This window comes from Fodinibius salsisoli (assembly GCF_026229185.1).
Lineage (GTDB): Bacteria > Bacteroidota > Rhodothermia > Balneolales > Balneolaceae > Fodinibius > Fodinibius salsisoli.
Genome location: NZ_JAGGJA010000008.1, coordinates 131,204 through 157,289, shown reverse-complemented (window position 1 = coordinate 157,289; position 26,086 = coordinate 131,204). Strand labels below are relative to the sequence as shown.

At 43.7% G+C, this 26,086-nt stretch carries 21 protein-coding genes; 14 read left to right on the top strand and 7 right to left on the bottom strand.

Annotated elements, in window-relative coordinates; genetic code table 11:
- The 5 genes from J6I44_RS13045 (at position 1) to J6I44_RS13025 (ending at position 10,848) form a co-directional block, all read left to right on the top strand.
- Positions 1-3,213 carry a SusC/RagA family TonB-linked outer membrane protein gene (locus tag J6I44_RS13045; protein ID WP_265766588.1) on the top strand — a complete coding sequence of 1,071 codons (3,213 nt, stop codon included), beginning with the start codon at positions 1-3 and terminating at the stop codon, positions 3,211-3,213.
- A gap of 29 nt (positions 3,214-3,242) precedes the next feature.
- Complete coding sequence (locus J6I44_RS13040) at positions 3,243-4,844, top strand: RagB/SusD family nutrient uptake outer membrane protein (protein ID WP_265766587.1); 1,602 nt, start codon at positions 3,243-3,245, stop codon at positions 4,842-4,844.
- 503 nt (positions 4,845-5,347) lie between these two features.
- The gene (locus tag J6I44_RS13035; RefSeq protein ID WP_265766586.1) at positions 5,348-7,198 is read left to right on the top strand and encodes a 3-keto-alpha-glucoside-1,2-lyase-like domain-containing protein; all 1,851 of its coding nucleotides are present in this window, start codon (positions 5,348-5,350) and stop codon (positions 7,196-7,198) included.
- Positions 7,199-7,226: 28 nt separating this feature from the next.
- On the top strand, positions 7,227-9,152 hold the full coding sequence (locus J6I44_RS13030) for a hypothetical protein (protein ID WP_265766585.1): 1,926 nt from the start codon (positions 7,227-7,229) through the stop codon (positions 9,150-9,152).
- A gap of 226 nt (positions 9,153-9,378) precedes the next feature.
- A complete protein-coding gene (locus J6I44_RS13025; RefSeq protein ID WP_265766584.1) occupies positions 9,379-10,848 on the top strand; it encodes a sulfatase family protein in 1,470 nt (489 codons plus the stop codon).
- 132 nt (positions 10,849-10,980) lie between these two features.
- Here J6I44_RS13025 and J6I44_RS13020 read toward each other — a convergent pair whose 3' ends face one another.
- Positions 10,981-11,394 carry an ATP-binding protein gene (locus tag J6I44_RS13020; RefSeq protein ID WP_265766583.1) on the bottom strand — a complete coding sequence of 138 codons (414 nt, stop codon included), beginning with the start codon at positions 11,392-11,394 and terminating at the stop codon, positions 10,981-10,983.
- Positions 11,395-11,440: 46 nt separating this feature from the next.
- The gene (locus J6I44_RS13015; RefSeq protein WP_265766582.1) at positions 11,441-12,748 is read right to left on the bottom strand and encodes a Glu/Leu/Phe/Val family dehydrogenase; all 1,308 of its coding nucleotides are present in this window, start codon (positions 12,746-12,748) and stop codon (positions 11,441-11,443) included.
- Between the two features lie 285 nt (positions 12,749-13,033).
- Here J6I44_RS13015 and J6I44_RS13010 point away from each other — a divergent pair, with 285 nt between their 5' ends.
- The 4 genes from J6I44_RS13010 (at position 13,034) to J6I44_RS12995 (ending at position 16,986) form a co-directional block, all read left to right on the top strand.
- Complete coding sequence (locus tag J6I44_RS13010; protein WP_265766581.1) at positions 13,034-14,161, top strand: hypothetical protein; 1,128 nt, start codon at positions 13,034-13,036, stop codon at positions 14,159-14,161.
- Between the two features lie 138 nt (positions 14,162-14,299).
- Positions 14,300-14,797 (top strand): HNH endonuclease, encoded by a 498-nt coding sequence (locus J6I44_RS13005; protein ID WP_265766580.1) that lies wholly within the window; start codon positions 14,300-14,302, stop codon positions 14,795-14,797.
- Positions 14,798-14,961: 164 nt separating this feature from the next.
- Positions 14,962-16,092 carry a tRNA 2-thiouridine(34) synthase MnmA gene (gene mnmA / locus J6I44_RS13000; RefSeq protein ID WP_265766579.1) on the top strand — a complete coding sequence of 377 codons (1,131 nt, stop codon included), beginning with the start codon at positions 14,962-14,964 and terminating at the stop codon, positions 16,090-16,092.
- Positions 16,093-16,230: 138 nt separating this feature from the next.
- Positions 16,231-16,986 carry a hypothetical protein gene (locus J6I44_RS12995; RefSeq protein WP_265766578.1) on the top strand — a complete coding sequence of 252 codons (756 nt, stop codon included), beginning with the start codon at positions 16,231-16,233 and terminating at the stop codon, positions 16,984-16,986.
- Between the two features lie 114 nt (positions 16,987-17,100).
- Here J6I44_RS12995 and J6I44_RS12990 read toward each other — a convergent pair whose 3' ends face one another.
- Positions 17,101-17,967: an anti-sigma factor gene (locus J6I44_RS12990; protein WP_265766577.1), complete on the bottom strand. Its 867-nt coding sequence runs from the start codon at positions 17,965-17,967 to the stop codon at positions 17,101-17,103.
- Entirely contained in the window at positions 17,960-18,580 is a 621-nt protein-coding gene (locus J6I44_RS12985; protein WP_265766576.1) for a sigma-70 family RNA polymerase sigma factor, read from the bottom strand. Before J6I44_RS12985 ends, J6I44_RS12990 begins: the two co-directional genes overlap by 8 nt.
- A gap of 231 nt (positions 18,581-18,811) precedes the next feature.
- On the opposite strand from J6I44_RS12985, the gene J6I44_RS12980 reads away from it, so the two are divergent.
- Positions 18,812-19,903, top strand: coding sequence for a metallophosphoesterase (locus J6I44_RS12980; RefSeq protein WP_265766575.1), 1,092 nt, complete (start codon positions 18,812-18,814; stop codon positions 19,901-19,903).
- Positions 19,904-19,919: 16 nt separating this feature from the next.
- Here J6I44_RS12980 and J6I44_RS12975 read toward each other — a convergent pair whose 3' ends face one another.
- Positions 19,920-22,016 (bottom strand): thioredoxin domain-containing protein, encoded by a 2,097-nt coding sequence (locus J6I44_RS12975; RefSeq protein WP_265766574.1) that lies wholly within the window; start codon positions 22,014-22,016, stop codon positions 19,920-19,922.
- Positions 22,016-22,462 carry a methylglyoxal synthase gene (locus tag J6I44_RS12970; protein ID WP_350356707.1) on the bottom strand — a complete coding sequence of 149 codons (447 nt, stop codon included), beginning with the start codon at positions 22,460-22,462 and terminating at the stop codon, positions 22,016-22,018. Before J6I44_RS12970 ends, J6I44_RS12975 begins: the two co-directional genes overlap by 1 nt.
- A gap of 358 nt (positions 22,463-22,820) precedes the next feature.
- Here J6I44_RS12970 and ndk point away from each other — a divergent pair, with 358 nt between their 5' ends.
- Together ndk and J6I44_RS12960 are read left to right on the top strand one after the other, a co-directional pair.
- The gene (gene ndk, locus J6I44_RS12965; RefSeq protein WP_350356706.1) at positions 22,821-23,246 is read left to right on the top strand and encodes a nucleoside-diphosphate kinase; all 426 of its coding nucleotides are present in this window, start codon (positions 22,821-22,823) and stop codon (positions 23,244-23,246) included.
- Between the two features lie 75 nt (positions 23,247-23,321).
- A complete protein-coding gene (locus tag J6I44_RS12960) occupies positions 23,322-24,557 on the top strand; it encodes an exo-beta-N-acetylmuramidase NamZ family protein (RefSeq protein ID WP_265766571.1) in 1,236 nt (411 codons plus the stop codon).
- A 12-nt stretch (positions 24,558-24,569) separates the two neighbouring features.
- Here the strand turns inward: J6I44_RS12960 and rlmB are convergent, their stop codons facing one another.
- A complete protein-coding gene (gene rlmB, locus J6I44_RS12955; RefSeq protein ID WP_265766570.1) occupies positions 24,570-25,313 on the bottom strand; it encodes a 23S rRNA (guanosine(2251)-2'-O)-methyltransferase RlmB in 744 nt (247 codons plus the stop codon).
- 82 nt (positions 25,314-25,395) lie between these two features.
- Here rlmB and J6I44_RS12950 point away from each other — a divergent pair, with 82 nt between their 5' ends.
- Together J6I44_RS12950 and J6I44_RS12945 are read left to right on the top strand one after the other, a co-directional pair.
- Positions 25,396-25,743 carry a hypothetical protein gene (locus J6I44_RS12950; protein WP_265766569.1) on the top strand — a complete coding sequence of 116 codons (348 nt, stop codon included), beginning with the start codon at positions 25,396-25,398 and terminating at the stop codon, positions 25,741-25,743.
- Position 25,744: 1 nt separating this feature from the next.
- The gene (locus tag J6I44_RS12945; protein ID WP_265766568.1) at positions 25,745-26,071 is read left to right on the top strand and encodes a hypothetical protein; all 327 of its coding nucleotides are present in this window, start codon (positions 25,745-25,747) and stop codon (positions 26,069-26,071) included.
- The last annotated feature ends 15 nt before the right edge of the window (positions 26,072-26,086 follow it).

Here is a 26,086-nt window from a genome sequence, read left to right as displayed (position 1 = left end):
ATGGAAAGGTATAAGTTGATAGTAAGCTTGGTCATCCTGTTGGTGGCTGTTACGCAGTGGACAGAAGCCCAGGAGCAACGAAATGTTTACGTCAGTTCTGCCGAAAATTGGAATGAACAGGCTGTTAAAGTAGTAGAAAAAGGAACAAGCCTGGAACATGTTCTATCCATGATCGAGGGGGGATATGATGTAAATTTCTTATTTGACAGTCGGTTGCTTGATGACAAAACTCTTTCAAGTCAGCAGACATTAAATTTTGAAGAAGGGTTGTTTAATTTACTGGATAATATCCTTACAGAATTTGATTTAGTATATAAAAAGTTGACCCAAAGAACGCTGGGCATTGTTGCACCACAAAAACAGAAATCGATGAAAACCATTAAAGGGAAGGTAATCGATTCAGAAGGAAAACCACTTCCGGGAGTTAACGTATTGGTTAAGGGATCTAATATAGGTACTTCTACTAATGGTGAAGGTCATTATGAAATAAATGTTGATGGTAATGTAACACTTATTTTTAGTATGATTGGCTTTGAGGATGTAGAAGTAAATACTGGTGATTTTGATCAGGATATCATTAATGTAACGTTATATGAAGCAACAGTTGGATTAAATGAAATTACCGTTGTAGGCTATAGTGAGGTAGAGACACAGCACGTAGCTTCTTCTGTTTCAGAAGTAGATATTGCTGAAATTGAAACCCAATCTCTTTCTAAAATGGAGGAGGCTTTCAGTGGAACTATTCCGGGAGTTGTGATGATGCAATCGAATAGCTTGCCTGGAGATGTACCCGGTGCTATTAGAATCAGGGGGAAAAGTACTCTCCAGAATGCCTCTCCCTTAGTGATTGTTGATGGAATGGAACAGTCTTTGACGGATTTGAATCCTGACAATATTAAAGACATTAGCGTTTTGAAAGATGCAGCCTCTGCATCGATGTATGGCTCACGCGGGGCTAACGGGGTAATTATTATCAATACAAAGCGTGGAGTTGCAGACCGGTTTAAAGTGGATCTCCATTCTTCTTTTACAGCGGATGAGCCCATAAAAGTGCCAGATTTTGTTAATTCCGCAGATTATATGCTACTTCGTAATGAGGCCCGGTCTATGCAGGGACAAACAGAGGCGTTTTCTCAGGAAGAGATAAATTTAGCTGATCAGGGAGCGTATGCCAATGTGGATTGGATGGACGAAATTATGCGGGATCAACCTTATGCTCATAATACTTCAGCCAGTATTTCGGGAGGTGGAGGTGTCGGTACCTTTAATCTGATGCTTGGCTATAAAGATCAAAAAGGGTTGAACTCCTATCAGGGGCAAGAAATGTATACCGCCCGTTTCAATACGAATATTAATGTAGCCGATAAGTTTGTGCTTTTAGCTGATTTCTATGCACGACGGCTACAGGTAGACCGCCTGCATATGAACGGAGGGAATGGCATATACGAAGCTGCATGGAGAATGAATCCAACCGACTCTGTTTATTATGAATCTGACAGGGAGAACCATTATAGGTTGCATGATGATCTGAATCCGGTAGCAAGCCTCAATGAAGGAGGAGCCGCTAATAATTTACATGACCGAATGACCATAAATCTGCGCCCTTCTTATAATATAAATAACAATTTAAGCCTGAAGGGCAACGTGTCATATATGCTTAATAAAAGTGCAAGTAAATATGAACGTAATACCTTTAAGTTTTTTGACGGTGATGGAAAACCGGTAGCAATCTGGGGGAACGAAGTGGGCGCAGACCAGGGGACAAGTGTAAGTCAGCTTACAACGCGAGCACTTTTGAATTATGAAAGAGGGCTCAGAAAAGATAAAGATAAGCTATATCTGACAGCCGGAACGGAACTCATGAATCATAATTATACCGACTATCGGGAAATCTCAAAAGTATCCTTTTTTGGGAAGGTGAACTACTCTTTTAATGACCGTTACCTGATTGAAGGAACTGTTAGAGCAGACGGTAGCAGTAAATTTGCTCCCGGGCATCGTTGGGGGGTATTTCCATCGGGAGCACTTGCGTGGAATGTGCATAATGAATCATTTATGTCGTCTCTGGTAGATGGGGGTTTTCTGAATAGGATGAAAATCAGACTTTCGTATGGATTGATAGGAAATGAAAATGTGGATCCATACCTGTGGGAAGAGGTTGTAAATAACTGGGGATGGACAATGCGTGTTCCAAATCCCGACTTCTCTTGGGAAACCCAAAAACAAGCCAATGTAGGTGTTGACCTTACCACTTTAAACGATCGACTGGATGTTACCTTCGATACCTATCGGAAGCACTCTTATGATCTGATCTATTCTACCTATCCGGTGCCTCCCCTGACAGGCTCTAGTAGTTTGGAGTCGTCTGTTAACATTGGTGAGGTGGAAAATAAGGGATGGGAGGTATCTGCCCAGTGGAATGATAACATTGGTGAACTTTCCTATAGCATTGGTGGTATGCTCTTTGATAACCAGAACAAGGTACTCAAAGCAGGACATGCAAAATCAGACACCCTTATTTTTAAAGGTACAAGTGAAAGGATTTGGTACCGGGGTATTACCATGGATAACTATTATGGTTATGAAAGTGACGGTTATTTCCAGACTCAGCAGGAAGTGGACAATGCCGAGGCCAAACTGCCCAATACCATGCCGGGAGACATCAGGTATATAGATCAAAATGGAGACGGGGTTATTAATAGCCAGGATCGTGTTAACCTCGGAGATCCTAATCCACATTATAACTATTCCGTAAATGTAGATTTACGCTATAAACGCTGGGATTTTCACCTGATAGGCCAGGGCGTGGGTGAACGAACCGGCCGGTTGAATGGGCTTACAGGTTATCCGGTGATCATGGATGGAGGTTCCAATAGCTATGGTACTCCAAGGCAATACTATATGGATAACCGCTGGACTCCCGATAATCCTAACAGCCGTTTCCCTCGAGTTTGGACAGGATCAAGCCCCAATGCTGAGTTGAGCGACGTCTGGCTAAGCGATGCCTCTTACTTTAGAATTAGATCAATAGAACTGGGGTATTCTCTGCCGGGTATAACCAATAGCATCAAGAATGTTCGGTTTTATGTAAATATTCAGGATGCTTTCACTTTTACCAATTGGGAAGGGTTCGATCCTGAAAAGAATGGCGGCAATGGGCATTATCCCAGAATGGCAAGCTATACTTTTGGGATTAAAGCATCGATATATTAAATAAATATCAAAAAATGAATTTGCAGATTATGAAGAAGCTATTATTTGTTATAGTACTTGTATCGATCAGTTTCACAAGCTGTAAGGATTTTTTGGATAAAACCGATCCTACAGCAACACAATTTACTGAATTTTTTAATGATGAAAACGATTTAAACCGGGTAGTATACAGTAGTTATTTAGATGTATTTACGAATCCCGGTGACCGTCGACTCTTGTTTTATATGAAAGATGGTAGATCAGATAATGCCTATTCTCGTAACACTGGCGACCATCATCAACTCATAGGGAACGGTAATTTTAATAGTAATTCAAGAATATTTGAGTACTATTATACCATACGTATGAAGCATATAGGTAGAATTAATACCTATCTTGCTAACATTGATGAACCCTATGTAGAAGATGAAGCAACCAGAACCAAATATGAAAATGTACTAAAAGGGCTACGGGTCTGGCACTATTTCATTTTAACCATGCAGTGGGGGGATGTGCCATTTGTATTAGAGCCGGCTACGTTAGAAGAAGCTACGGCAGCACCAACGCCTAAAGAACAAATTCTGGATACTTTGTTTATGCAGGCCGAAGAAATAGCAAGTAGCTTGCCTTCGGATGAGTATACAACAGATAAGTATATGTTTAACCAGTATTCATTTAAGGCTTTAACAATGCGCTATGCCTTATATAATGAGCGTTATGAGTTGGCAGCCCAATTGGCAAAAGAAATAATGGACAGTGGAAACTATGAATTGCATCCCAACTATGGTGACTTGTTTCAGTATGAGGCTGCTTCCAACAATAATGAGTTTATTCTCTGGCAAGATAGAGCAAGCTTTGGCAATCGGGATACGTGGTCTTTTAATCATTTAGGGCCCCATTATAGAACCAGTCAAGGTGATTCATGGTTAGTTCCCTTAAAATCGTTAGTTGATTCGTATTGGACTTTAGATGGATACAAAATTGGAAATTGTCCAGAACATACAAGAGAGGAACATGAATTAAACCCCCATCTTCATCGTGATCCACGTTACGAAGCAAGTATTATGGGGCATGGTGATGTCTTTTATGAAGATACCATCGATGTCTATAATGAGAATAGCCCGATGTTTTATGAAAAAGAACGGGCGAGTGCATCAGGGTACTGGTTCAAAAAGTTTGTCTCAGAAGCTGATGCTTTTAAAAGTGGTGGTAACTTTGAATATGGACTTATACGCTATGCTGAGGTACTCTTAACCTATGCTGAAGCTAAAATTATGCTTAATGATATAGATGCATTAGCAAAAAAATCTATTAACCGAGTTAGAAAAAGGGCAGGACTGGATATGACAGAAGCTGACGTAACATTGCCGCGCTACAGTTCTTATACCCAGGAACAATGGATTGATTTAATTCGGAATGAAAGGAGAATTGAGTTTGCAGCTGAAGGACAGCGGTACAATGATATCATACGATGGGGCATCGCCGAAGAGGTATTAAATCAGCCAGCCTTGGGACATACAAGGAAAGTAAACGGTGAGGTTGAGACGCTCCATATTGAAGAACGTTCATTTGAACCCCATAATTATGTATGGCCTTTTCATGAAAGTAGTATCAAGGTTAATCCAAACTTAGAACAGAACCCGGGCTATTAAACAGCAGTTGTATTCTACAAATTGAATATATAGCAGTAATATAACTTTTCTATTGATAAATATTTAGTAGATGAATTATCAATATTCGTGTTACTGCTATATTATTTTTATCGCTTAGATGCCCTGGCAAATCTCTTTGGTATACCCTGTGCTGTAGTAGTAAAATAGGCAATGGGTATAATCTGGATTGTACATGTATCACTTCTGTTAGCATAGCACATTTGAAGTGTAAAAAATGTTGGCCCTTCGACTTTATACTCTCCATAATAATGACCTTGGAGATCTGGAGTCAAAACTATTATGCTTGAGAGCAGAGCTAAGTAGCAATGCAAAAAGTTTGAAAACTTGTGAAAAAAGTTGGAATTCAACAAATTCAAAGATACATTATTGGTCGGTTAAAACCGATACCAAGATTCACCCCTTTCATTATATATACAAGGAACTGGATTTTGGAATTAAGCACAATTTACTATTAATAGATTTAAATATATTGTAAAACGTATATGTCTTATATAGCAATACGAAAGATACACAGTTTTGCCTTGGCTTACCGCGGTATGTTCATGGCTGCTGTGTTATTATTTGGAGTAGCCTTAGGTCAACTACAAGCACAATCAGGACAAGAGCTATCCTTGCAGGATCTGTCAGAATTTGAGGATCCTTCAGATAGTTGGCAAATAGCCGGAGATGTTTCCGCTCCGTTAGATCAGGAAAATACGGTTATTACATCGGAAGGTACCGGTGTTTTAGTCAATAATCCTTCGGACCATAATGGTGCTGATTTATTGACCAGTTTCGAACATGGAGATATTGACTTGGAGCTTGAGTATATGATGGCTTCCAACTCAAATTCTGGTATTTATTTGCAAGGACAGTATGAAATTCAGCTATTGGATAGCTGGAATGTTAAGGTTCCAACTTCCGGAGACAATGGGGGCATCTATGAGCGATGGGATACGAACCGTCCGCAGGGGCAAGAGGGTTTCCAAGGCTATGCTCCCCGGCAAAATGCCAGCCGCGCGGCCGGACTTTGGCAGCATCTGGAAATTTCGTTCCAGGCTCCCCGCTTTGATGACGAGGGAAATAAAATTGAGAATGCTAAAATTCTCCATGCCGAGCTTAATGGGGTGACAATCCATGAAAACATTGAGCTATACGGTCCAACCCGTGGAGCTTTGGAGGAAGATGATGTTGCCCAGGGGCCACTTCGTATACAAGGCGATCATGGAGCGGTTGCCTTTCGAAACATTAACATTCGCCGGTATGATGGCACCGCCCCAACGGTCAGTGACTTTGAGTTTAAGGTATTCGAAGGAGATTTTGATGAGCTTCCGAATCTGGACAGCCTCACTCCCATAAAATCTGGAACTTCTGAAAAGCTGACGACTAACCTATCCGGATTGCCCGATCAGTTTTTGATGCAATATACGGGGACCATTCAGGCCAAAGAGGCTGGAGAATACCAGTTTCAATTAAATACAGCCGGTGGAGGAGGAATTCTTTCAGTGAATGGTAAGCAGGTAATTCCATTTGATAGTAATGAGCATACGGTGAGCTTGCCAGAAGGTGAGTCGTCTTTTGAGATTCTTTATCACAAACAAGCCGGATGGAGTGATCCTAATTTACAGTTTGTCGTATCCGGTGATCAGCTCAGGGCACATGTGCTGAGCGATCAGTCTTTGAGTAGTGGAAATAATGTCAATCCTATTTATGTACATGCCGAGGATAAGCCGTTGCTGCGCAGCTTTAGGGATCTCCCGGGCGGCATTCGTGTGACGCACGCAGTTTCGGTAGGCAGTTTGGATAAATTGCATTATACATACGATCTCAAAAGTGGGAATATCGTACAGGCTTGGAGAGGTGAGTTTCTGAATGTTACCCCCATGTGGTATAGCAGGGGCGATGGATCTTCTCGACCCAATGGTTCCGTTCTCAACCTGCTGGAAAAACCTGCGCTGGCATTGAATAAACTGGATAACGAGCAGGAAAGCAGTTGGTCTGATGATACTTCTGGCACCGGGTTGAAACCCAAGGGATATCAGTTGAATAAGGATGATGAGCCAACTTTTAATTATCAGATCTACGGAACATCTGTAGAAGATGAGATTCGCGTCATTGAGGATGGCAAGGGCTTGCAGCGAACGATAGATATTCAGGAGGCTCCTGATGATTTATATGTTCGGTTAGCAGCGGGGAGCTCTATTGAGGAAGCGGGAAATCATCGATATATCGTGGACGATGCCTATTACATTGAGGCCGCTGGTTCATCAAGTCCGATAGTGCGATCTATTGATGATCGCCAGGAACTTCTTGTTCCCGCTCAGTCAACTGTTTCTTATTCCATCCTATTTTAAAATTTTACGAAATAATATGAAGTCGTTTATGTATTGCTTACGTCATTTTTTAAGTGCTTTGATTATTCTGTTGTTTATCAGCGGGTCAGCCCAGGCCCAGGAAACTCCCTCGGAAGAGGATTATTTTAAGATTGTGGATGTAACCAGTCCCGAAGAATACCTGCTGGAGGTGGGGGGGCTTACGGTACTACCCAATGGAAATTTAGGAATTGCTACCCGTCGCGGTGATATTTTCATTGTTGAAAACCCCACCAGTGACCAACCTTATTTTAGAAAATTTGCTACCGGATTACATGAAGTACTTGGTCTCGCTTACAAAGATGGTGCGCTGTATTGCGCTCAGCGAGGAGAGCTTACCAAGCTTGAAGATACCAATATGGATGGCAAAGCCGATGTTATCGAAACGATTTATTCCTGGCCACTCTCCGGACATTACCACGAGTATAGCTATGGTCCGATTATCGCCCCGGACGGTTCCTTTTTTGTATCTGCAAATGTAGCTTTTGGTGATCAGCAATGGTGGCGCGGCGAAAGTCGGGTGCCATGGAGAGGATGGACCATGCACATTACTGAAGACGGTGAAATGGAGCCTTGGGCAACAGGGATGCGATCTCCTGCCGGCCTTGGGATGATTGACGGCGAACTTTTTTATGCAGAAAACCAGGGCGACTGGATTGGATCCGGAGGAATCTGGCATGTTGAAAAAGGCGATTTTACCGGCCATCCTGCCGGTTTGCGATGGTCCGACCAGCCAAATTCACCGGTTGATATGACCACCGAAGAGCTGTATAAATATGTGGATCCTGAGTATAACAAAGATGAAAATGGAAATTACATCAAGCCTGAGAACAAGAAAGGCGAAGAGTATCGAACCATGTTTGAGCTCCAGGATGAGCTACCAGCTCTAAAAACACCGGCAGTGTGGTTGCCGCATGGTATTCTGGGTATTTCAAATTCAGATATCCTTGCGATTCCAGAAGGCCACTGGGGACCCTTTGGCGGACAATTATTCGTAGGAGACCAGGGGCAAAGTAAAATTATGCGGGTGGATCTGGAAAAAGTAAATGGAACGTACCAGGGAGTAGCTTTTGATTTCCGAAGTGATTTTCAGTCCGGGGTATTACGCATGGCCTGGGCCAAGGATGGCTCACTCTTCATCGGAGAAACGAACCGTGGATGGGGATCGGCCGGTGACGCTGATGAAGGACTGCAGCGATTAGTTTGGAACAGCCAGGTACCATTCGAGATGGAAACCGTACGTGCCAAGCCCGATGGCTTTGAAATTACCTTTACTGAACCTGTAGATCCTGAAACCGCTAATAACCTGGGATCATATGAAATTTCGAGCTTTATCTACAAATATTTCCCGGTATATGGCAGCCCCATGGTTGATCGTACATCGGCAAATATCAAAGGCGTAAAAGTTTCGGAAGATGGTATGAAAGTTCGGCTAGTGATCGACAATATGCGCCAAAATTACGTCCACCAGCTTGCATTGTTTGGTATTCGTTCTGCGGAAGGTGATCATCCATTATTACACCGGTCAGCTTACTACACCTTAAAGCGGATTCCAGAAGGTGAAAAGTTGTCGATGGATGAATTTACGGCAACTCCAGATCCCGAAGCGAATGCTGAAGAAGAGGTTGCAGCAGAGGAAGAACAGCAGGAAAAGGCTGAGTCTGTAGAAGAGGGAGGAGCTCCTTCATACGAAACAATAAAACCATTTCTGGCACAGTATACCTGCACGGCATGTCATGCCAGAAATGAGCGTAAGGTCGGCCCACCGTTTGCAGAAATTGCGAAGCGGGGGTACTCCGAAGAAGAAATGGTTGAGCTGATGTACAATCCTGACCTTTCAAACTGGCCGGATTATGCTACGGCGATGCCCCCCATGACAATTGTTCCAGAAGATGAAGCCTTACAGATTGCCGAATGGATTAATTCGCTGAAGTAGGAATTTGCTATTTATGGTTGATTTTCTGATTTATAGATAGCTTAGTAAAAGCTATTTTTTCTTGTCATTCTGAACTCATTTCAGAATCTCACTAACACTTATTGGCATTTAAATGGAGATCCTGAAGAGATACTGAAACAAGTTCAGCACGTGATTCAGGATGACAAGTATAGTTTTGAAAGGTATCGTATATAGATAATCCATAAATGCTAAATCAACGGTTCTTATGAGGGCAAACAAATGGATAGTCGGGTTATGTTTTTTTGGGGTTCTGATAGGATTGGGTTTGAAAGCTCAGGCTCAACAGCCCCAAAATGTAGTGTTCATTTTAAGTGATGACCACCGTTATGATTATATGGGCTTTCATCCAGATAGCCCGGATTTTCTGGAAACACCCTCCATGGACCGCATGGCCAAGGAAGGGGTGCATTTGGCCAATGCCTTTGTGACGACTTCTCTTTGCTCGCCAAGCCGGGCTTCTATTTTGACAGGTCAATATGCTTACCGCCATGGAGCCGTAGACAATGCAAATCCCATTAAGCCCGGCACAACCTTTTTTCCTCAGCAACTACAGGAGGAAGGGTATCAGACCGCCTTCTTTGGAAAATGGCATATCGGTGAAGCGCATGATAAGCCAAAGCCGGGCTTCGATCGATGGGTGAGCTTCCGGGGCCAGGGCGTATATTACAATCCAACGCTGAATATTGATGGTGAACGTCAACAGGCTGAGGGGTATATCACTGATTTGCTAACAGACTATACGCTGGATTGGCTCGACAATCGTGAGGGAGACCAGCCATTTTTTGTGTATCTCTCTCATAAAGCGGTCCACGCTGAATTTGAACCGGCCGAGCGTCATGAGGGAACATACGCCGATGCAGATCTATCCATGCCGCAGTCGATGAAAAATATTGAGCAGAATTACCAGGGCAAGCCAGATTGGGTGCGCGAACAACGTTATAGCTGGCATGGTGTGGATTATATGTACCATAATCGGGATGACCATCCACAAAGTCTGGAAGAGATCATCACTCGTTACAGCGAATCGCTGATGGCGGTGGATGAAAGTATAGGCCGTGTACTGGATTATTTGGAAGAACAGGGACTTGCAGAAAATACCCTTGTGGTCTATATGGGCGACAATGGGTTTATGCTGGGAGAACATGGTCTTATCGACAAGCGTCAGGCTTATGAAGAATCGATGCGGGTTCCTATGCTCGCGTGGGCGCCGAGATATATCGAAGCCGGTACCACAATTAATGAAAATGTGTTGAATATAGATATCGCATCTACCATCCTGGACTTGGCTGACGGAGCCATGCCGAATGATCATACGGTCGATGGCCGATCGTTCTTGCCGCTCCTGGGAGGAGAAGAAATATCAGACTGGCGGACCAGCTTTGTGTACCAGTACTTTTGGGAGCATGCTTTCCCACATACCCCCACCACCTATGCAATCCGGGGAGACCGGTATAAATACATCTACTATCATGGGGTGTGGGATAAAAACGAGCTTTATGACTTGAAGAACGATCCGCGTGAAATGCATAATCTTATTGATGTACCCGCCCAGCAAGAACGCGTGCAACAAATGCGAAATGAACTCTTTGATGCGCTGGAAGCGGATGGCGCAACAGATGTTATGTTCCGGCGGCCTTCGAATTACCAGGCGGATGAGAAACTGATTCACGAATAAGTTTTGATTGCAGTTCCTTTGCTTTCAGAAAAGTAAAATGGGTCAAAATTTAGATTGAGGAGCGGAGAGCAATACAAAGCAAATGAAGAGGACGGGAAAAAGCAGGAGACTGCGAGGCAACACCAATAATTGCTATTTGTTCAAAATAAATCGCATGGTAATTTTTGCTCCTCCATCAGAATAAGAAACCTCATCGGCGTATTCTTTAATAAGGTACACCCCACGTCCGCCTTGATTGAGTAGATTTTCTTCTTTGAGGGGATCGGGAAGAGAGGAGGGATCAAATCCGCCCCCTTCATCCCGGACACTAATTTGGAACTTGTTTTCTAAGCTTTTAGCCGTAATTGTTACCTTTTTCCCTGGGTCTTGCTTGTTTCCATGCATGATGGCGTTACTCACGGCTTCACTGAGTGGCAGCAAGATCCGATTATATTGGGCATCACTAAAAGAGAGCTGGTTTTGTAATTTGTTTACAAAAGATTCCAGCTTCTCCATTTCCTCAAAGGAGGAGCGTAAGATTAGCTCTTTCTTATGGTCTTCAGACATAAACAAAACTCCGCAGGGTTAATGCAAGGGCTGAGAGTAGCTTGGATTAGGCGTAGATACCACGCATACGCAGTGTAGTGGCCACTTTGTTGATACCAAATACATAAGCTGCCTGACGCAGGGTGATGTCGTGTTCTTCACGCACGTTAAAGAGGTTATCAAAAGCGGCACGCATCATCCGATTGAGTCGTCGGTTGACCCGTTCTTCGGTCCAGAAATAGCCCTGCCGGTCTTGCACCCACTCAAAGTACGAGACAGTTACACCACCCGCATTGGCCAAAATATCAGGCACTACCATGATGCCTTTATCCTCTAAGATAGAATCTGCATTGGCGGTAATGGGACCATTGGCTCCTTCAGCAATAATACGAGCATTAATCTTATCTGCATTGCGGGGACTTATCTGATCCTCTTTGGCAGCGGGAATCAACACATCGCATTCCAGTTGTAGTAATTCGTCATTAGTAATTTTATCGGCTTCGGAATAGCCTTCCAGGGAGTTATCATTCTTCTTGGCATATTCCATGGCTTCAGGGATATCGATACCATTTTCGTTATAGTATCCCCCCGTAATATCACTGATGGCAATGACCTTTGAGCCTTGCTCATACATCAGTTTGGCAGAAACGGATCCTACGTTGCCAAAACCCTGGACGACCGTAGTACATTTGTTAGGGGCAATGCCTGCTTTGTTGAGGGCTGCCAGTGTAACGGTAACCACTCCGCGCCCCGTCGCTTCTTTTCGTCCATGCGAGCCTCCCAGTATAATCGGTTTACCCGTAACAACCGCATTTTCTGTTTTATGGGCATTCATGCTGTAGGTATCCATGATCCATGCCATAATTTGCTCGTCGGTGTTCATATCCGGGGCGGGAATGTCCCGATCGGGGCCAAATACTTCGAGCATATTGGCCGTATAACGGCGCGTAAGACGTTCCAGCTCATTTCTGGAAAGCTGGTTCGGATCACATCGAACGCCTCCTTTAGCCCCACCGAAAGGGACGTTAACAATAGCACATTTCCAGGTCATCCACGAAGCCAGAGCTTTCACTTCTTCCAGATTCACATCAGGTGCATAGCGGATGCCCCCTTTTGAAGGCCCCAGCACGTTGTCATGGATCACACGATATCCTTCAAAGACCTGAATGTCTCCGGAATCCATTACTACGGGCACAGATACAATAACCTGTTTCACCGGACTGGCCAAGTATTGAAACATGCCTTCATCGAGCTCAAGAATTTCTGCGGCGAACCGAAACCGCTCCATCATGGATTTGAAAGGAGATTCTTCGTCTAACTTTGGTCCGGGTTCTTTGTAATAGCCTGTGGTGTGCATATTTTTATTGTAGGGCATAGATCAATATCTCTAAATAAGGAATTAGCTTTTTATTTTTTGTTATTGACAATCCACCTAATTCGGCGCGATGGAAAGAAGGTATGAAAAATTCTATAGATCATATAGGTTCAATTTACAGATGGTATTGTTTATAACCCTAATGCATTCAGTGGCTTTCCGTTTTTTGTGCTTCTCTTTCGTTTATTAACAATAAAATAATGTGCATTTTTGAGTTTAATTCAGGATTTTCTATATCAACAATATGTGATCAGTACATTCCTTACTCGTTAAACAATTTGGTAAATGGCTAATAATCGGAACTCAGAATCCGTACGCTCTTTTTTTGCTAATCTTATACCTCTTCGTTTTTATGCCTCTCTTCGGGAAGAACGTGTATTTTTAGCACTCATTGGTTTTTTCTTTATCGTTGCCGGCATAACATTTCCGTATGCCGAAATCGCAAAATGGGTAGGCTTTGCCCTCGCCGGTTATTCTGCAATCGCCAATGATAGCATCCAGACTATCGGCACCTTTATTGCTTCAAACGAAAATAAACGCTGGTGGGTACTCTGGCTTTTTATTGGAGGAATTTTCTTGGCCACGGTTTTTGCCAGTTGGTACATGTATGACGGCGACGTAAGCAACCAGCGATTGGCGGCCAAAGGCTTTGCTGATGCTCCGCAATCATTCAGTTTTTTACAGATTGCGGCTCCTATCTTCCTGTTGCTGTTAACCCGTATGCGGATGCCGGTATCGACTACCTTTCTGCTGTTAAGCTGCTTCTCTGCCAGCGCTTCGGCTATTGGCAAGGTGCTTGTGAAGAGCCTCTCGGGATATTTTGTGGCTTTCCTCGCGGCTATTATTGTTTGGGTGGTCATATCCAAAATCATCAAAAAATACTTTGTAGGGAAACCGCACAAAGCATGGACCGTATTTCAATGGATAACAAGCGGAACGCTCTGGTCGGTATGGGTTATGCAGGATGCCGCCAATATTGCGGTTTATTTGCCCCGCTCATTGTCATTAGCGCAGTTTTTAGGTTTTGCCCTCTACATTTTCTTTGGCTTGGGTATCCTGTTCTATATGAAAGGAGATAAAATTCAGAAAGTGGTAACCGAAAAGTCTGATGTCAGAGATATTCGTTCTGCCAGTATTATTGACTTTGTGTATGCCATTATTCTCTATTTCTTTAAAATTCAAAGCAATATCCCGATGAGTACTACGTGGGTATTTATAGGGTTGCTGGCTGGCCGCGAAATTGCTATGAGCTTTACCGATGCAAGGGGCAAAGGCAAACCATTGGGAACCAGCCTGAAGCTGGTAGGCAAGGATGCGGGCTATGCGTTATTTGGCCTGGCCGTATCCATTGCATTAGCTATTGCCATCAATCCGGATATTAGTACCGATATGTTTCACTACATTTTTGGATAATACCAAATACGACTCCCAGGTTGTAAGAATAGAAAGGGTTGCATTTAAGTAAAATTTAATGTTGATTTGAGATCTTAAAGATTTTTTCACTGACCAAGTGGAGAGATTATAGTAGTATAGTGATCAAATTATGATGCTATGGATGCAAGTGTTCTGGTTTTAAATAAGGATTATCAGCCACTGCATGTATGTTCGGTCCATCGATCCATAAAGCTGTTATTTCTGGATAAAGCCGAAATGATACACGATTACCCGGACCGTAAACTGCATACAGTCTCGGAGGAATATTCTTATCCTTCTGTGATCCGACTGCGGAGGTATATCAATATACCTTACAATAAGATTGTGCTATCAAGGAGAAATATCTTTAAGCGAGATGCCAATACCTGTCAGTATTGCGGATCATCTTACAACCTAACTATCGACCATGTGTTACCCCGAAGCCGTGGAGGAGCAGACAGTTGGGAGAATTTGGTTACTGCTTGCGATAATTGTAATGTCAAGAAGGGAGATCGAACACCTCAAGAGGCGCAGATGCCATTAAAGCGAAATCCATTTCGTCCGGTACATATTACTTTCCTGCAATCAATATTGGGGGGCGTGGAAGAAGAATGGAAACCCTACCTTTATATGTAAGTTCGTTACTTGTTTTAGAGATAACTAACGGATAACAGGGCTCTTCATAAGATTTACACAAAAAATTCGTATTTTTCAGATTCGTTGTTCGATGCCAGCTATATAATGCTGGTTAAACAGCTTGCGAACCGGATTTCTAATAACAATACCCAATCACCAAACAGATGAGTAGTAAAGGTCGAGTATTAGTAGCTATGAGCGGAGGGGTGGACTCCTCTGTTGCTGCTGTAATGCTCAAAGAACAAGGATATGACGTCATCGGAATTACGATGAAGACGTGGGACTATTCGCGTGTGGGCGGCAAGTCTGACAAGGAGACGGGATGCTGTACCATCGAATCGATGAATGATGCTCGTCAGATTGCTGTAAAGCATGGCTTTAAGCATTTTATTGTAGATATTCGGGATGAGTTTGGTGACTGGGTGATTGATCGGTTTGTAGAAGATTATATGAGCGGACGTACACCCAATCCGTGTGTCCTATGCAATACGCACATCAAATGGGCGGCCTTGCTGCGGCGTGCAGATAACCTGGGCTGCGATTTTATTGCCACAGGGCACTATGCCAATGTGCGTGAAGAAAACGGCCGGCATGTAATATCTCGTGGACTTGATCCTCAAAAAGACCAGTCGTATGCACTTTGGGGGGTGGAACAAAAACATTTAGCACGCACAAAATTTCCCCTGGGCAATTACGAGAAAACAGAAATTCGCGAACTGGCAGAAGAATTTGGCCTTACTAAAGTAGCGGGTAAACCCGATTCCTATGAAATTTGTTTTGTGCCCGATGACGATTATCGTCGATTTTTAAAAGATCGCGTAGATGGACTTGAAGAGCGCGTAAAAGGCGGTAAATTTGTTGATCAAGATGGCAATATTGTAGGTGAACATGAAGGATATCCATTTTATACCATAGGTCAGCGTCGCGGGTTAGACCTGGCGCTCGGCAAACGAGTGTATGTTACGAATATCAATCCCTATACCAATGTTATCACTATTGGGGAGAAGGAAGATCTTGTGAGTACTACTTGCCGGGCTAAAGACGTCAATCTCAGCAAATATGGTGAAGTGCCCGGCGGAAAAATGGAAGTGACCGGTGCAATCCGGTACAATGATGATGGAGTGATGGGGCAACTAAAACAACTTGGTGAAGACGAGATTGAGGTGACCTTCCCAACCGGCCGCGAAGCCATTGCTCCGGGACAAGCCGTGGTCTGTTACGAAGGTAATGATCTGGTAGCCGGCGGATGGATTCATAAAGTTAATGTAGATATGGATGTTCTTGAGCAGGTATAATTTAATCTTTTTGTGCTCGTTACAAAGTCTGCTTCGATTCTTATATCGGGCAGGCTTTTTTATTGGATGAAACAAAAACAGCAAGGTTTCGTCTAAATAGCTCTATTGAAGATCAATCATTAAAACAATATTTCGATCATGCAAAAAGCAACATATTATCTCTCTGCAATGCTCATGGTGGCCTGTTTTACGCAACCTGCAACGGCCCAATTTGAGGGTGAAATAACCTACGAAAGTTATGATTACAACAACGATCAAAAGGAGAATAATGATGAATTTACGCTCCACATCACGCCAGATCGTATATTGTTACAGGGAGAAAAAGAGTATGATTTTATGGGATCAATGAAGACGGAAGGCGTGCTGGTGCGGCTGGATCAACAAGATTTTGTCTTCTTGACGGGGGACGAAAGTGCACTAAAGATAGCCAAAGCAGACATAACATCCATGATGAACATGTTTGGGAATGGAAATGAGGTGTCATCTGCTGCTGAGAAATATGATATCCAGAAAAACCGGACAGGCGAAACCGGGGAAATTAAGGGCTATTCGGCTGAGAAATTTATTTTCCGGGACGAAGAAGGAGGGCAGGGAGACTACGCAGAAGTCTGGATGACTAAAGCAATTGACGTAAACTGGGGCATGCTGGCCGAACCATGGGGCAATGAAGATGCCAGTACTTTTATGAACGACAGCTTTCCTATGGATTTAGTGTTCCAGGAAAAGTATATACCGCTGCTTGTAAAAACGTACAAAGGGGACGTATTACATTCAGGGCTGGAAGTGGCCAGCATTAATGAATCGCGAATTGACCGTTCTATAGTAGAAGTACCTTCGGATGTTAAAGTACTTACCATGCAGCAATACCTTTTCCAAAAGATGAGCAACCGATAGAATCAGCAAAATTTATATCATAAAAAGGCCCTTTTGATTTTTTTCAAAAGGGCTTTTTTACTTTTAAAGTATCAAACATTCTTTGTGAGGGGATAGAATCCTTTAAGGAATATCCTAATTTGAATTATCAGGGGTCATATTTCCCAATAGGTACATATCTCCGGTAGGTTGTGGGACACCGCCTTTAGGCTCCATGGTTATAGCAAAAGCATTAGCGGATTGTTCACTGGCTTGAGCCATCTCCTCAATTTTGAAAAAGTTATCACGACTACTGTCGTTAACGGCGAATATTCCGGCACTCACGGGTTGGTTATCCCTTATGAGCCATAGCTGATAATCTTTACCCGTTGGTACGGGAGGCAGGTTGGCTACTTGTAACAAAGCCTGCTGTTTTTCCGAATCCCAAATAACCTTACCATAGCCATCGGGATTGACCTCAAGTCCCGACATCAGCACCATGTCCACATCCCGGGATTCCAGGATCGCCAGCATTTCTTCCTTGCGCTCTAATTCATTGGTCAGTTCAGTAATTTTAGTCTCCTGATTGCCAATAACGGTTTCTTTTCGATCAATTTCAGAGCTCAGGTTGAATGAGTAAAAAAGCAGGCTCAGGCTTACAATCAGCAGGGCAAAAGAGGCCGCAGTAGAAAAGGCCGACCAGTTAAATGACCGATCTTGGTCTTCTGCGGTTTTTTGATCGTCTATCGAGGTTACAGTTGCTTCGTCAGACGAGGATTCGGAGTCTGCTTGAATTTGAGCGAGTATCCGGGACTTAAGTGTTTCCGAAGGCTCATTCCTTTCTATAGTAAAAGCCAGTTGGTTGGCCGTAGACCACAATGCCTGATAGAGGCGCAACTGTTCATCAGTGGCCTCTGCCAACATCTCCTCGAACTCAGCACGCTCATCTTCATCAAGCGCATTCAGGACGTAGCCCGAACACAGCTCTTCGAAATGTTCATTATGTGATTGTTCGTTAGCCATCGGTTGATATAAATTCTTCTAAAATACGTTTTAGTTTGATCAATCCTTGTCGGGTTCGTGTTTTAACGGTTCCCAGCGGTATATCCAGATGATCCGCGATTTCAGACTGGGTCATGCCCCGATAATAGGCAATTTTAATAACTTGACTCTGACTCTCGGGAATTTCCTGTAAAGCTTTTTTAACTAGTTCGGCGCGGTCTGAAAAAATGGTCGTTTCCATCGGGTCATGCTTGTCGCCTTCCAACGTAAAAAGCGGCTCATGAATACTTACGGAAGCTTTTTTTTGTGTTTTATACCCTTTAGAGCGAATACGGTCTATCGCTTTATTGCGCGTTAATGTTACAATCCAGCTGTATGCATTACCGCGATTCTCATCAAAGGAATCCGCTTTATTCCATATTTTCACAAAAACTTCTTGTAGCACATCTTCAGCTTCCTCACGTTTTTTGACGATAGACAGAATCATCCCAAAGAGCAGTCTTTTATATAGCTCATATAGCTCCTCGAGGGCTTCTTCATCACGTGCCTTAATTCTTTTCATTAATTGTACTTCATCATCGGAGTTACCGTGCGTAACTTTTCCGATGGTTGCAAGTATGTTGAATATAAACACGATTGTTATCCTATTAGTTATTACGCAATGTGCAGCGTAATAGATTTACCTTCAAAAGAAGTTTGTTCAAAAGCTAAAATAACATTAGGCTAAATCAGCAAAAATATAACAAAACTTTTGAACTCTTTAGAATTTATGTCTTGGCTACTTCGAATGACTCTTTTGGTATCATTAATAATGTTACCAGCTATTTTATATCTACTATGGCGTTTTTATGTTTCTGGCAGACAATTGACTACAGCAACAACCTTTGGTAAGCGAATCATTCCCTTCATTCTTTGCTCATTTTATATTTTTCCTATTGCGGGAACATTGGAATTTTATGTGAATGGGCATATTGATGTATTAAAATATCCTAAGGCTTTGACTTATTGGTTCTGGTTTGGGCTGATATTCGTCTTTCAACTGTTCACATGGGTGCTTATCCTGGATGTGGCCAAATTATTCAGTTGGTTATTTTCGTGGCATCCGGGGATAATTAAAAGAGGGCATGCCTATTTGCTTTTGATACTGTTTGGATTGACTTTCATCTACAGCGGGTGGAAAGTTTATCATGATACGACCGAAATAACGAAAGAAGAAGTCGTCTTGCAGGTCAAAAACTTGCCAGATGCATTAGAAGGGTTTAAAGTGGTACATATTTCGGATATCCAGGGAGATGAATACACCGGCCGAAGTGAGATTGGCCAATATGTGCGAAAAGTTAATGCTCAGAATCCGGATTTGGTTCTTTTTACGGGCGACCTGATCTCCTATGGCACCGATTTTATCCGGATGTCGGCCGAGGAGTTTGGAAAAGCGGAAGCCACTTATGGAACGTATGCCGTCCTTGGTGATCATGATTACTGGGCCGGAACAAAGCATGTTGAAAAGGCATTGGCAGAGCATGGCATTCCATTACTCAAGGATGAAAATAGAGCGATTCTCGTGGATGATTCGTCCCGGGTGATGCTGACCGGAATCACCCAGGTTTACAGCAAACGTTCAAAGCCTGAAGACGTCGATTCGCTGGCCTGGCATGCTAAAGATGCGGTTCTGAAAATTATGGCCTCGCACCAGGTGGATGCACATCTCATCGAAAGCTCGCAAAAATACGGATTCGATATGCTGCTGGCGGGTCACACGCACGGGGGACAAATTCAGGTTCCGTTCATGGGGATGGATTTTTCTGCGGCAGCACGAGAAACCAAATATGTGAGCGGCTTATATCATGAAGGCGGATTACCCATCAATGTCAATAACGGGCTGGGTTTTACATTGGGTCCCATCCGATATAACGCCCCACCAACGATTACAGTTATTGAACTTCAAAGTAAAAGTTAAGGGTCAATAGCTAAATTTATTCATCTGGAGACTGGATCAAGGCCAACATTTTTGCAGGATCGTTGGTCGGAAGCTCACAGCTATAGTTTTGGCAGACATAAGCCGTGGGTTTTCCACCCTGCATTTCAAAGTCAGATAAATAGGGGATAAGCTTCGGAATGGCCTCGTCTTCCGGGGAGTGGAGCAAGGTAACAGCATTGGGCAGGAACCGGCTGGAAAGGAGCTCCGTCATTTGGCGGGTCAGTGGCTCCTCTTTTTGACCGGAAATGATGATTTCAGAAGTGGGATCGGCGGCGAAAGAGACTCCTTGTAAAGCAGCACCAAATCCCGTGGGGGCTTGCCGGATTTCGGAAGAAAAAAGCCGATTAATTTGATCCGCCATCTCTTCCCATTCCGTATTTCCGGTCATTCGTCCTAATCGAAGCAAGTTCAACATGGCAATAGAATTGCTGGAAGGAAGAGCACCATCATAAATTTCTTTTTTGCGTCCTAAAAGTTCTTCGCCAGCCTCGTCCGTAAAATAGAATCCGCCTTGCTTATTATCCCAGAATCGGTCAATAAACTGCTGGTTAAGCTGTACGGCCTGCTCCAGATAGCGAGTGGTATAAGTGGCTTCATAAAGTTCAATAAGCCCCCAGATAAGAAAAGCATAGTCATCGGCATGAGCTTCAATCCCTGCCTTACCTTCTCTAAATCTATGATAGAGCGTGCCGTTTTCGTCTATCAGTTGTTCAGAAATAAATCGGAAGCACTGTTCAGCCTGTCGGATGTAATTCTCTTCATTCAATGCTCGTCCCGCTTTGGCAAGAGCTGCAATGACAAGTCCATTCCAGTCTGTCAGGATTTTATCATCCAGCAGGGGTGCTACGCGCTCTTGACGTTTTTGCAGCAGTTCCTTGCGAATGGATTCCAGCTCCTCCTGCAGCTGTGCCTTCTCCATATTTCGTTCATCGGCCAGCTCTTGAACTGATTTTTTTAGGTGGGGAATCGATTTGCCGGTCCTACGACCTGTGGCTTCATCGGTATAATTGCCCTCTTTGATAATGTTGAAAACTTCGATAGCAAGTTCGGCCTTAGCGGTAGGCAAAACGTCACGAATTTCTGACGGGCTCCAAACATAGAATTTACCCTCTTCGCCCTCGCTGTCCGCATCTTCAGCGGAATAAAAGCCGCCTTTGGGATGCTGCATCTTTCGTAGCAGATAGCTGATGATCTCGCGGGCAGTCTGTTCGAATAACGGCTGATTCGTGCATTGCCAGCCTTCAATATAGACCATTAACAGCATCGCCTGGTCGTACAGCATTTTTTCAAAGTGGGGGAGTAACCATTCTCGATCGGTGGAATAGCGATGGAAACCAAGCCCAATGTGATCAAAAATACCGCCCATCCGCATTTGGGTGAGCGTTTCCTGAACCATCCGCAGCGCATCAGAATTATCATGCTGCTGGTGGTACCGAAGTAAAAACATGAGGTTATGGGCAGCCGGAAACTTAGGCGCCGATCCAAATCCACCGTAAGACGTATCAAACTGGCCGCTAAATTGTTGGTAGGCTTTGTCCAGGAGGTTGGCCCCCAACTGATCGCTGGCGGTAAAGTCGTTGGACTTTTGGAAGGCCTCCTGAATATTATCGGTAGATTTTAATACTTTTTCTCGCTCATTTCGCCAGAGTTGAGAAATCCACGGGATAAGCTCTCGCATGCCCGGGTGACCCTGTCGGCCCTGTTTAGGAATATAGGTGGCGGCATAAAAGGGCTTTTTATCCGGTGTAAGAAGGACGTTCAGCGGCCAGCCACCGCTGCCAGAAAGCATCTGGCAGACCAGCATATATGTTTTGTCGATGTCCGGACGCTCTTCTCGATCTACTTTGATGTTCACAAAGGCCTGGTTCATCATCGCAGCTACATCCTCATCTTCAAACGACTCATGGGCCATCACGTGGCACCAGTGGCAGGTGGCATATCCGATGGAAAGAAATACGGGCTTGTCTTCCTCTTTGGCCTTGGCAAATGCTTCTTCCCCCCATGGGTACCAGTCCACCGGATTATCGGCATGCTGAAGTAAATAAGGACTTGATTCCTGCGCAAGTCGATTGTGATCGGAGTCGTCACTCATTATTCTTTTGCATCAATATCTTTGGTGAAACGTTGGCTATAATCAACAAGAAACCGGTCGTACTTATCATCAAAAAGATCTGAAGAAATCATAAAGTCGGCGGAGGATCGATTACATGCCATCGGTATATTATAAAGTACGCCAATACGCAGCAGCGCTTTCACATCCACATCATGGGGCTGTGCCTGTAGCGGATCCCAGAAAAAGATCATCATATCAATTTCATTTTCAGAGATGGCGGCACCAATCTGGAGGTCACCTCCCAATGGACCGCTACTGAAGCGATGAATCTCTAACCCCACTTTATCGGCAATCAATTTTCCGGTTGTTCCAGTTCCATATAACCTATGTTTCGAAAGAGAGCCCTGGTTGAAGTCACACCAGTCAATTAAGTCTTCTTTCCGATGGTCGTGAGCAATAAGCGCAATGTTTTTCTTCTTGTTCATTCCCTTAGAACTGTGCGCAATGGGTGGGTCGGCATTTTTATAGCTCTTATTATTTGTACTCATGGATAGATAGATTAAATAATAGTTGTAAAAACTTTGAGTTAGCTCATCTGCTTCTAAGCTAATGGTTGTAAAGATAGCTCACAAACTATTTATTTTCTTAAGTTTTTTAGGATAAATGCATTACTTATCAATGTGATTGAGGGGTGTAGTGATTTATTAGTTCAGAATATGACAAGATGGGCTGATTGAACGGATGTGCTTCGTTAATTAATGATCTATGTCTTATATTTGAGACCGCATTTTATAAGTATTCAGAACTCTTAATTGATTTAATTTATTCTTTTTTGATATGGCTATAGAACGAACACTGACGATCTTGAAACCCGATTGTGTACGCAAAGAATTAATTGGCGAAGTTACCCGTCGTATTCAAGAAGCAGGCTTTAACATTGTTGCGATGAAGATGACCCGCCTCACCAAAGATACGGCCGGTGGTTTTTATGCTGTGCATAAGGAACGACCTTTCTATGATGAGCTGTGTGAATTTATGAGCAGCGGCGCCTGTGTGCCCATGATCCTGGAAAAAGAGAATGCTATAGAAGATTTTCGAACCTTTATCGGGGCAACGGATCCTAATGAAGCAGAAGAAGGAACCATCCGTGCCGATTTCGCTGACAGTGTAGGCGAAAATATTATTCATGGTTCAGATTCTGTAGAAAATGGCAAGAAAGAAGCTTCTTACTTCTTTTCTGAAGCTGAAGTGGTTGCTAATAAAGCATAAGTTGTTTTTTGCAAATGGTTGTCGGTTATTACAGAATACCTGGTAAATAATCGACAACCATCATCCATACCTGCTATGTATCTCCGATCATTTCTTCTTTTTTTGACGGTTTGTACCTTTGCTTGTCAGTCTCAAACATCCATAGATCGTTCCAAAGTAAAAGTAGGAGCAGAAGTATTGCTGGATGAACATCTTGATGAGCTGAAAGGAAAGCGAGTGGGTTTGGTTATGAATCCCACGGCCCGCGTTGATGGCGTTCATATGCTGGATACACTCATGGCCAGCAATGTAAACGTGACAGCCCTTTTTGCTGCCGAGCATGGCTTCCGTGGGGATGCCGGTGCTGGAGAAACGATTGAGGATGGCGTGGATCAAGCAACGGGACTTCCGGTTTATTCGCTGTATGGTAAAACCAAGAAGCCCACCCAAAAAATGCTTGATGAGGTGGATGTCTTACTGTTTGACATGCAGGATGTGGGTGCCCGTTTCTATACCTATAACGTTACAATGGGCAATGTAATTGAAGCCGCTGGACAGCACGGCGTACCCGTTTGGGTCCTCGACCGTCCGAATCCGGCAGGGGGAGATTATATTTCTGGTTGGATGTTGGAGGAAGAGCATCGGTCATTTGTTGGCGCTTATCCCATTCCAATGGCCCACGGCATGACGCTCGGCGAGCTGGCTAAAATGATGGTTGGAGAGCAATGGATAGATTACGCTTCCGACAGTACCTTGAAAGTAATTTCTATGCAAGGGTGGGAGCGTTCAATGAAATGGCCGGATACAGGACTGGAGTGGACTCCACCGTCTCCCAACCTGCCGACATTTAAGCACGCATTCATCTATCTTGGGACGGTACTGTTTGAAGGAGTAAATATCTCCGAAGGGCGGGGCACTCCTGACCCATTTATGAATATCGGCTCACCCACTTCAAAGTTAACCACCAGCCATATTGCCCCCTTGCGCCGCAACTTTGCGGGTATTAATGTGGAACGCGTCTCTTTTCGACCGAAGTCCATTCCCGGCAAGGCACCCAATCCGGATTTTGAAGGAGAACGCTGCCACGGAGTGGAATTGCAAATTACGGATGTTGATCAGGTTGATCCTGTAAAATTTGGTACGGCCCTTCTTTCGGCCTTCCTGGATGCGACCCCGGATGCCGAGCTCAGTGATTTTATTCAGAAACTGAGCGGCATCGATAAGGCAAGGTTGCTGCAACAGCTCGAGGACGAAAGCTACGTCGAGGAATGGGAGCAAACCGCCAGAGAATTTAGTGAACACCGGAAGCCCTATTTGATTTACCCAAAGTAGGCACCCCGCAGCTTACTTTTTCCGTTTCCACTCATAACAGAGCAGGGCAGTACTGACAGAGGCATTGAGTGATTCTACGTTATTATCCATATCGATACGGAAATGGTAGTCGCAGTGCTCAAGCGTTTTTTGGCGGATGCCGTTTCCTTCATTGCCAACCACAAAAGCCAGGGGGCGATCCACTTCGAGGGACCAGAGATCCTGATCGCCATCCATATCCAGTCCGCCAATCCAGAAACCGGCGTCCTTAAGTTTTAAGATAGCCTGGTTTAAATTGCCTGCTCGCACGATGGGAATTCGGCCTGCGGTGCCGGCGGAAGTTTTATAAACGGTAGCATTAACCGGGGCCTGCCGATGTTTAGGGACCAATACGGCTGATATACCGGCTGCAGCTGCAGTACGGAGAATAGCACCCAAATTACCGGGATCCTCAATTTGGTCAAGTAAAAGGACAGCAGGATACGCAGAGGTGTCGATTGTATCAATCCAGGTTCCAAAATCCTGGTAGGAAATGGCGCTCATCAAAGCTACAACCCCTTGGTCATTCACGCTGCCTACCAAATCATAAAGCTTGGAGCCGGGTACATGCGAAATAGGAATGCGATGGCTGGAAGCTAAATCAAAGATCGATGAAATCTGATGGTCGCGCAGAGAGTCGCGGACATATATTTTTTCAATTCGCTCTGCTTCGTTTTCAAGGGCTTCTTGGATGGGATGGCGCCCATAAATGTAAATATTAGAATTATCTTCAGACATATAGAAAATTTAGGATTGAAAAGACAACAATTTCGGTTAAGTTATTAGTATATTATGGCTTATTAAAATGGGTGCTTTTATCATGGAACAATCAAACAAAAATAATGACTGGAAGACCCCATCCGATGCACAGAATATACAAGATTCTGTGTACAGAACCGGTATTGCGAAGCTAATTAATCGGATTCATTCTACCTCTACAATTTATATTGTAGCAGGATTATGCCAGGTGGCGTTAGGATTGTTGGTCATTGTTGTAGCAATTTTGGGATACATAACCTCGCTGTGGTTATCTACCGTGTTAACGGGTATTGCAAGTATTACAACGATGGTGGGCTTCTTCCTGGTTTATCATACGGTCTCCAAATTGCATGATCCGGATTTGCTTTTGCGTAATGCTATGAAAAGGGTGATGGAGTCGAAGAATTAATATGACAGATTTTACAGATAAGAAAGAGCAGGAGCGATTGCAGTCGTACCTTAATATTCATTTGAAAAAAGACAAGCAGTCGCTTCCGGTTGAAGAACAAGTGGAGGAACTTCATAAAAAAAATCGTAAAAAATGGATCATGTTGGCCGTCAATATTGCGGCTATCCTGATTTTTGGCTATTCCTTTTACTACGATATAACCCAGCTTGGCCAAACGTTTTTTATCATCATCCTGGTCGTCTTTGGGGTTAATGTCGGCCTCATTTTTTATCAGCGGAAACAGATTAATGAACTGATAGATTATTTAATGTGGAAGCGGCATGAGTGACATGCAGCCGTACCA

Coding starts and splice junctions, on each gene's coding strand:
- J6I44_RS13035 (WP_265766586.1), top strand. CDS start 5,348: ATGTCTTATATAGCAATACGAAAGATACACAGTTTTGCCTTGGCTTAC.
- J6I44_RS13010 (WP_265766581.1), top strand. CDS start 13,034: ATGGCTAATAATCGGAACTCAGAATCCGTACGCTCTTTTTTTGCTAAT.
- J6I44_RS13015 (WP_265766582.1), bottom strand. CDS start 12,748: ATGCCCTACAATAAAAATATGCACACCACAGGCTATTACAAAGAACCC.
- J6I44_RS12960 (WP_265766571.1), top strand. CDS start 23,322: ATGTATCTCCGATCATTTCTTCTTTTTTTGACGGTTTGTACCTTTGCT.
- J6I44_RS12950 (WP_265766569.1), top strand. CDS start 25,396: ATGGAACAATCAAACAAAAATAATGACTGGAAGACCCCATCCGATGCA.
- J6I44_RS12945 (WP_265766568.1), top strand. CDS start 25,745: ATGACAGATTTTACAGATAAGAAAGAGCAGGAGCGATTGCAGTCGTAC.
- J6I44_RS13005 (WP_265766580.1), top strand. CDS start 14,300: ATGGATGCAAGTGTTCTGGTTTTAAATAAGGATTATCAGCCACTGCAT.
- J6I44_RS13030 (WP_265766585.1), top strand. CDS start 7,227: ATGTATTGCTTACGTCATTTTTTAAGTGCTTTGATTATTCTGTTGTTT.
- J6I44_RS12995 (WP_265766578.1), top strand. CDS start 16,231: ATGCAAAAAGCAACATATTATCTCTCTGCAATGCTCATGGTGGCCTGT.
- J6I44_RS13040 (WP_265766587.1), top strand. CDS start 3,243: ATGAAGAAGCTATTATTTGTTATAGTACTTGTATCGATCAGTTTCACA.
- J6I44_RS13020 (WP_265766583.1), bottom strand. CDS start 11,394: ATGTCTGAAGACCATAAGAAAGAGCTAATCTTACGCTCCTCCTTTGAG.
- mnmA (WP_265766579.1), top strand. CDS start 14,962: ATGAGTAGTAAAGGTCGAGTATTAGTAGCTATGAGCGGAGGGGTGGAC.
- J6I44_RS12990 (WP_265766577.1), bottom strand. CDS start 17,967: ATGGCTAACGAACAATCACATAATGAACATTTCGAAGAGCTGTGTTCG.
- J6I44_RS13025 (WP_265766584.1), top strand. CDS start 9,379: ATGAGGGCAAACAAATGGATAGTCGGGTTATGTTTTTTTGGGGTTCTG.
- J6I44_RS12970 (WP_350356707.1), bottom strand. CDS start 22,462: ATGAACAAGAAGAAAAACATTGCGCTTATTGCTCACGACCATCGGAAA.
- J6I44_RS12975 (WP_265766574.1), bottom strand. CDS start 22,016: ATGAGTGACGACTCCGATCACAATCGACTTGCGCAGGAATCAAGTCCT.
- J6I44_RS13045 (WP_265766588.1), top strand. CDS start 1: ATGGAAAGGTATAAGTTGATAGTAAGCTTGGTCATCCTGTTGGTGGCT.
- rlmB (WP_265766570.1), bottom strand. CDS start 25,313: ATGTCTGAAGATAATTCTAATATTTACATTTATGGGCGCCATCCCATC.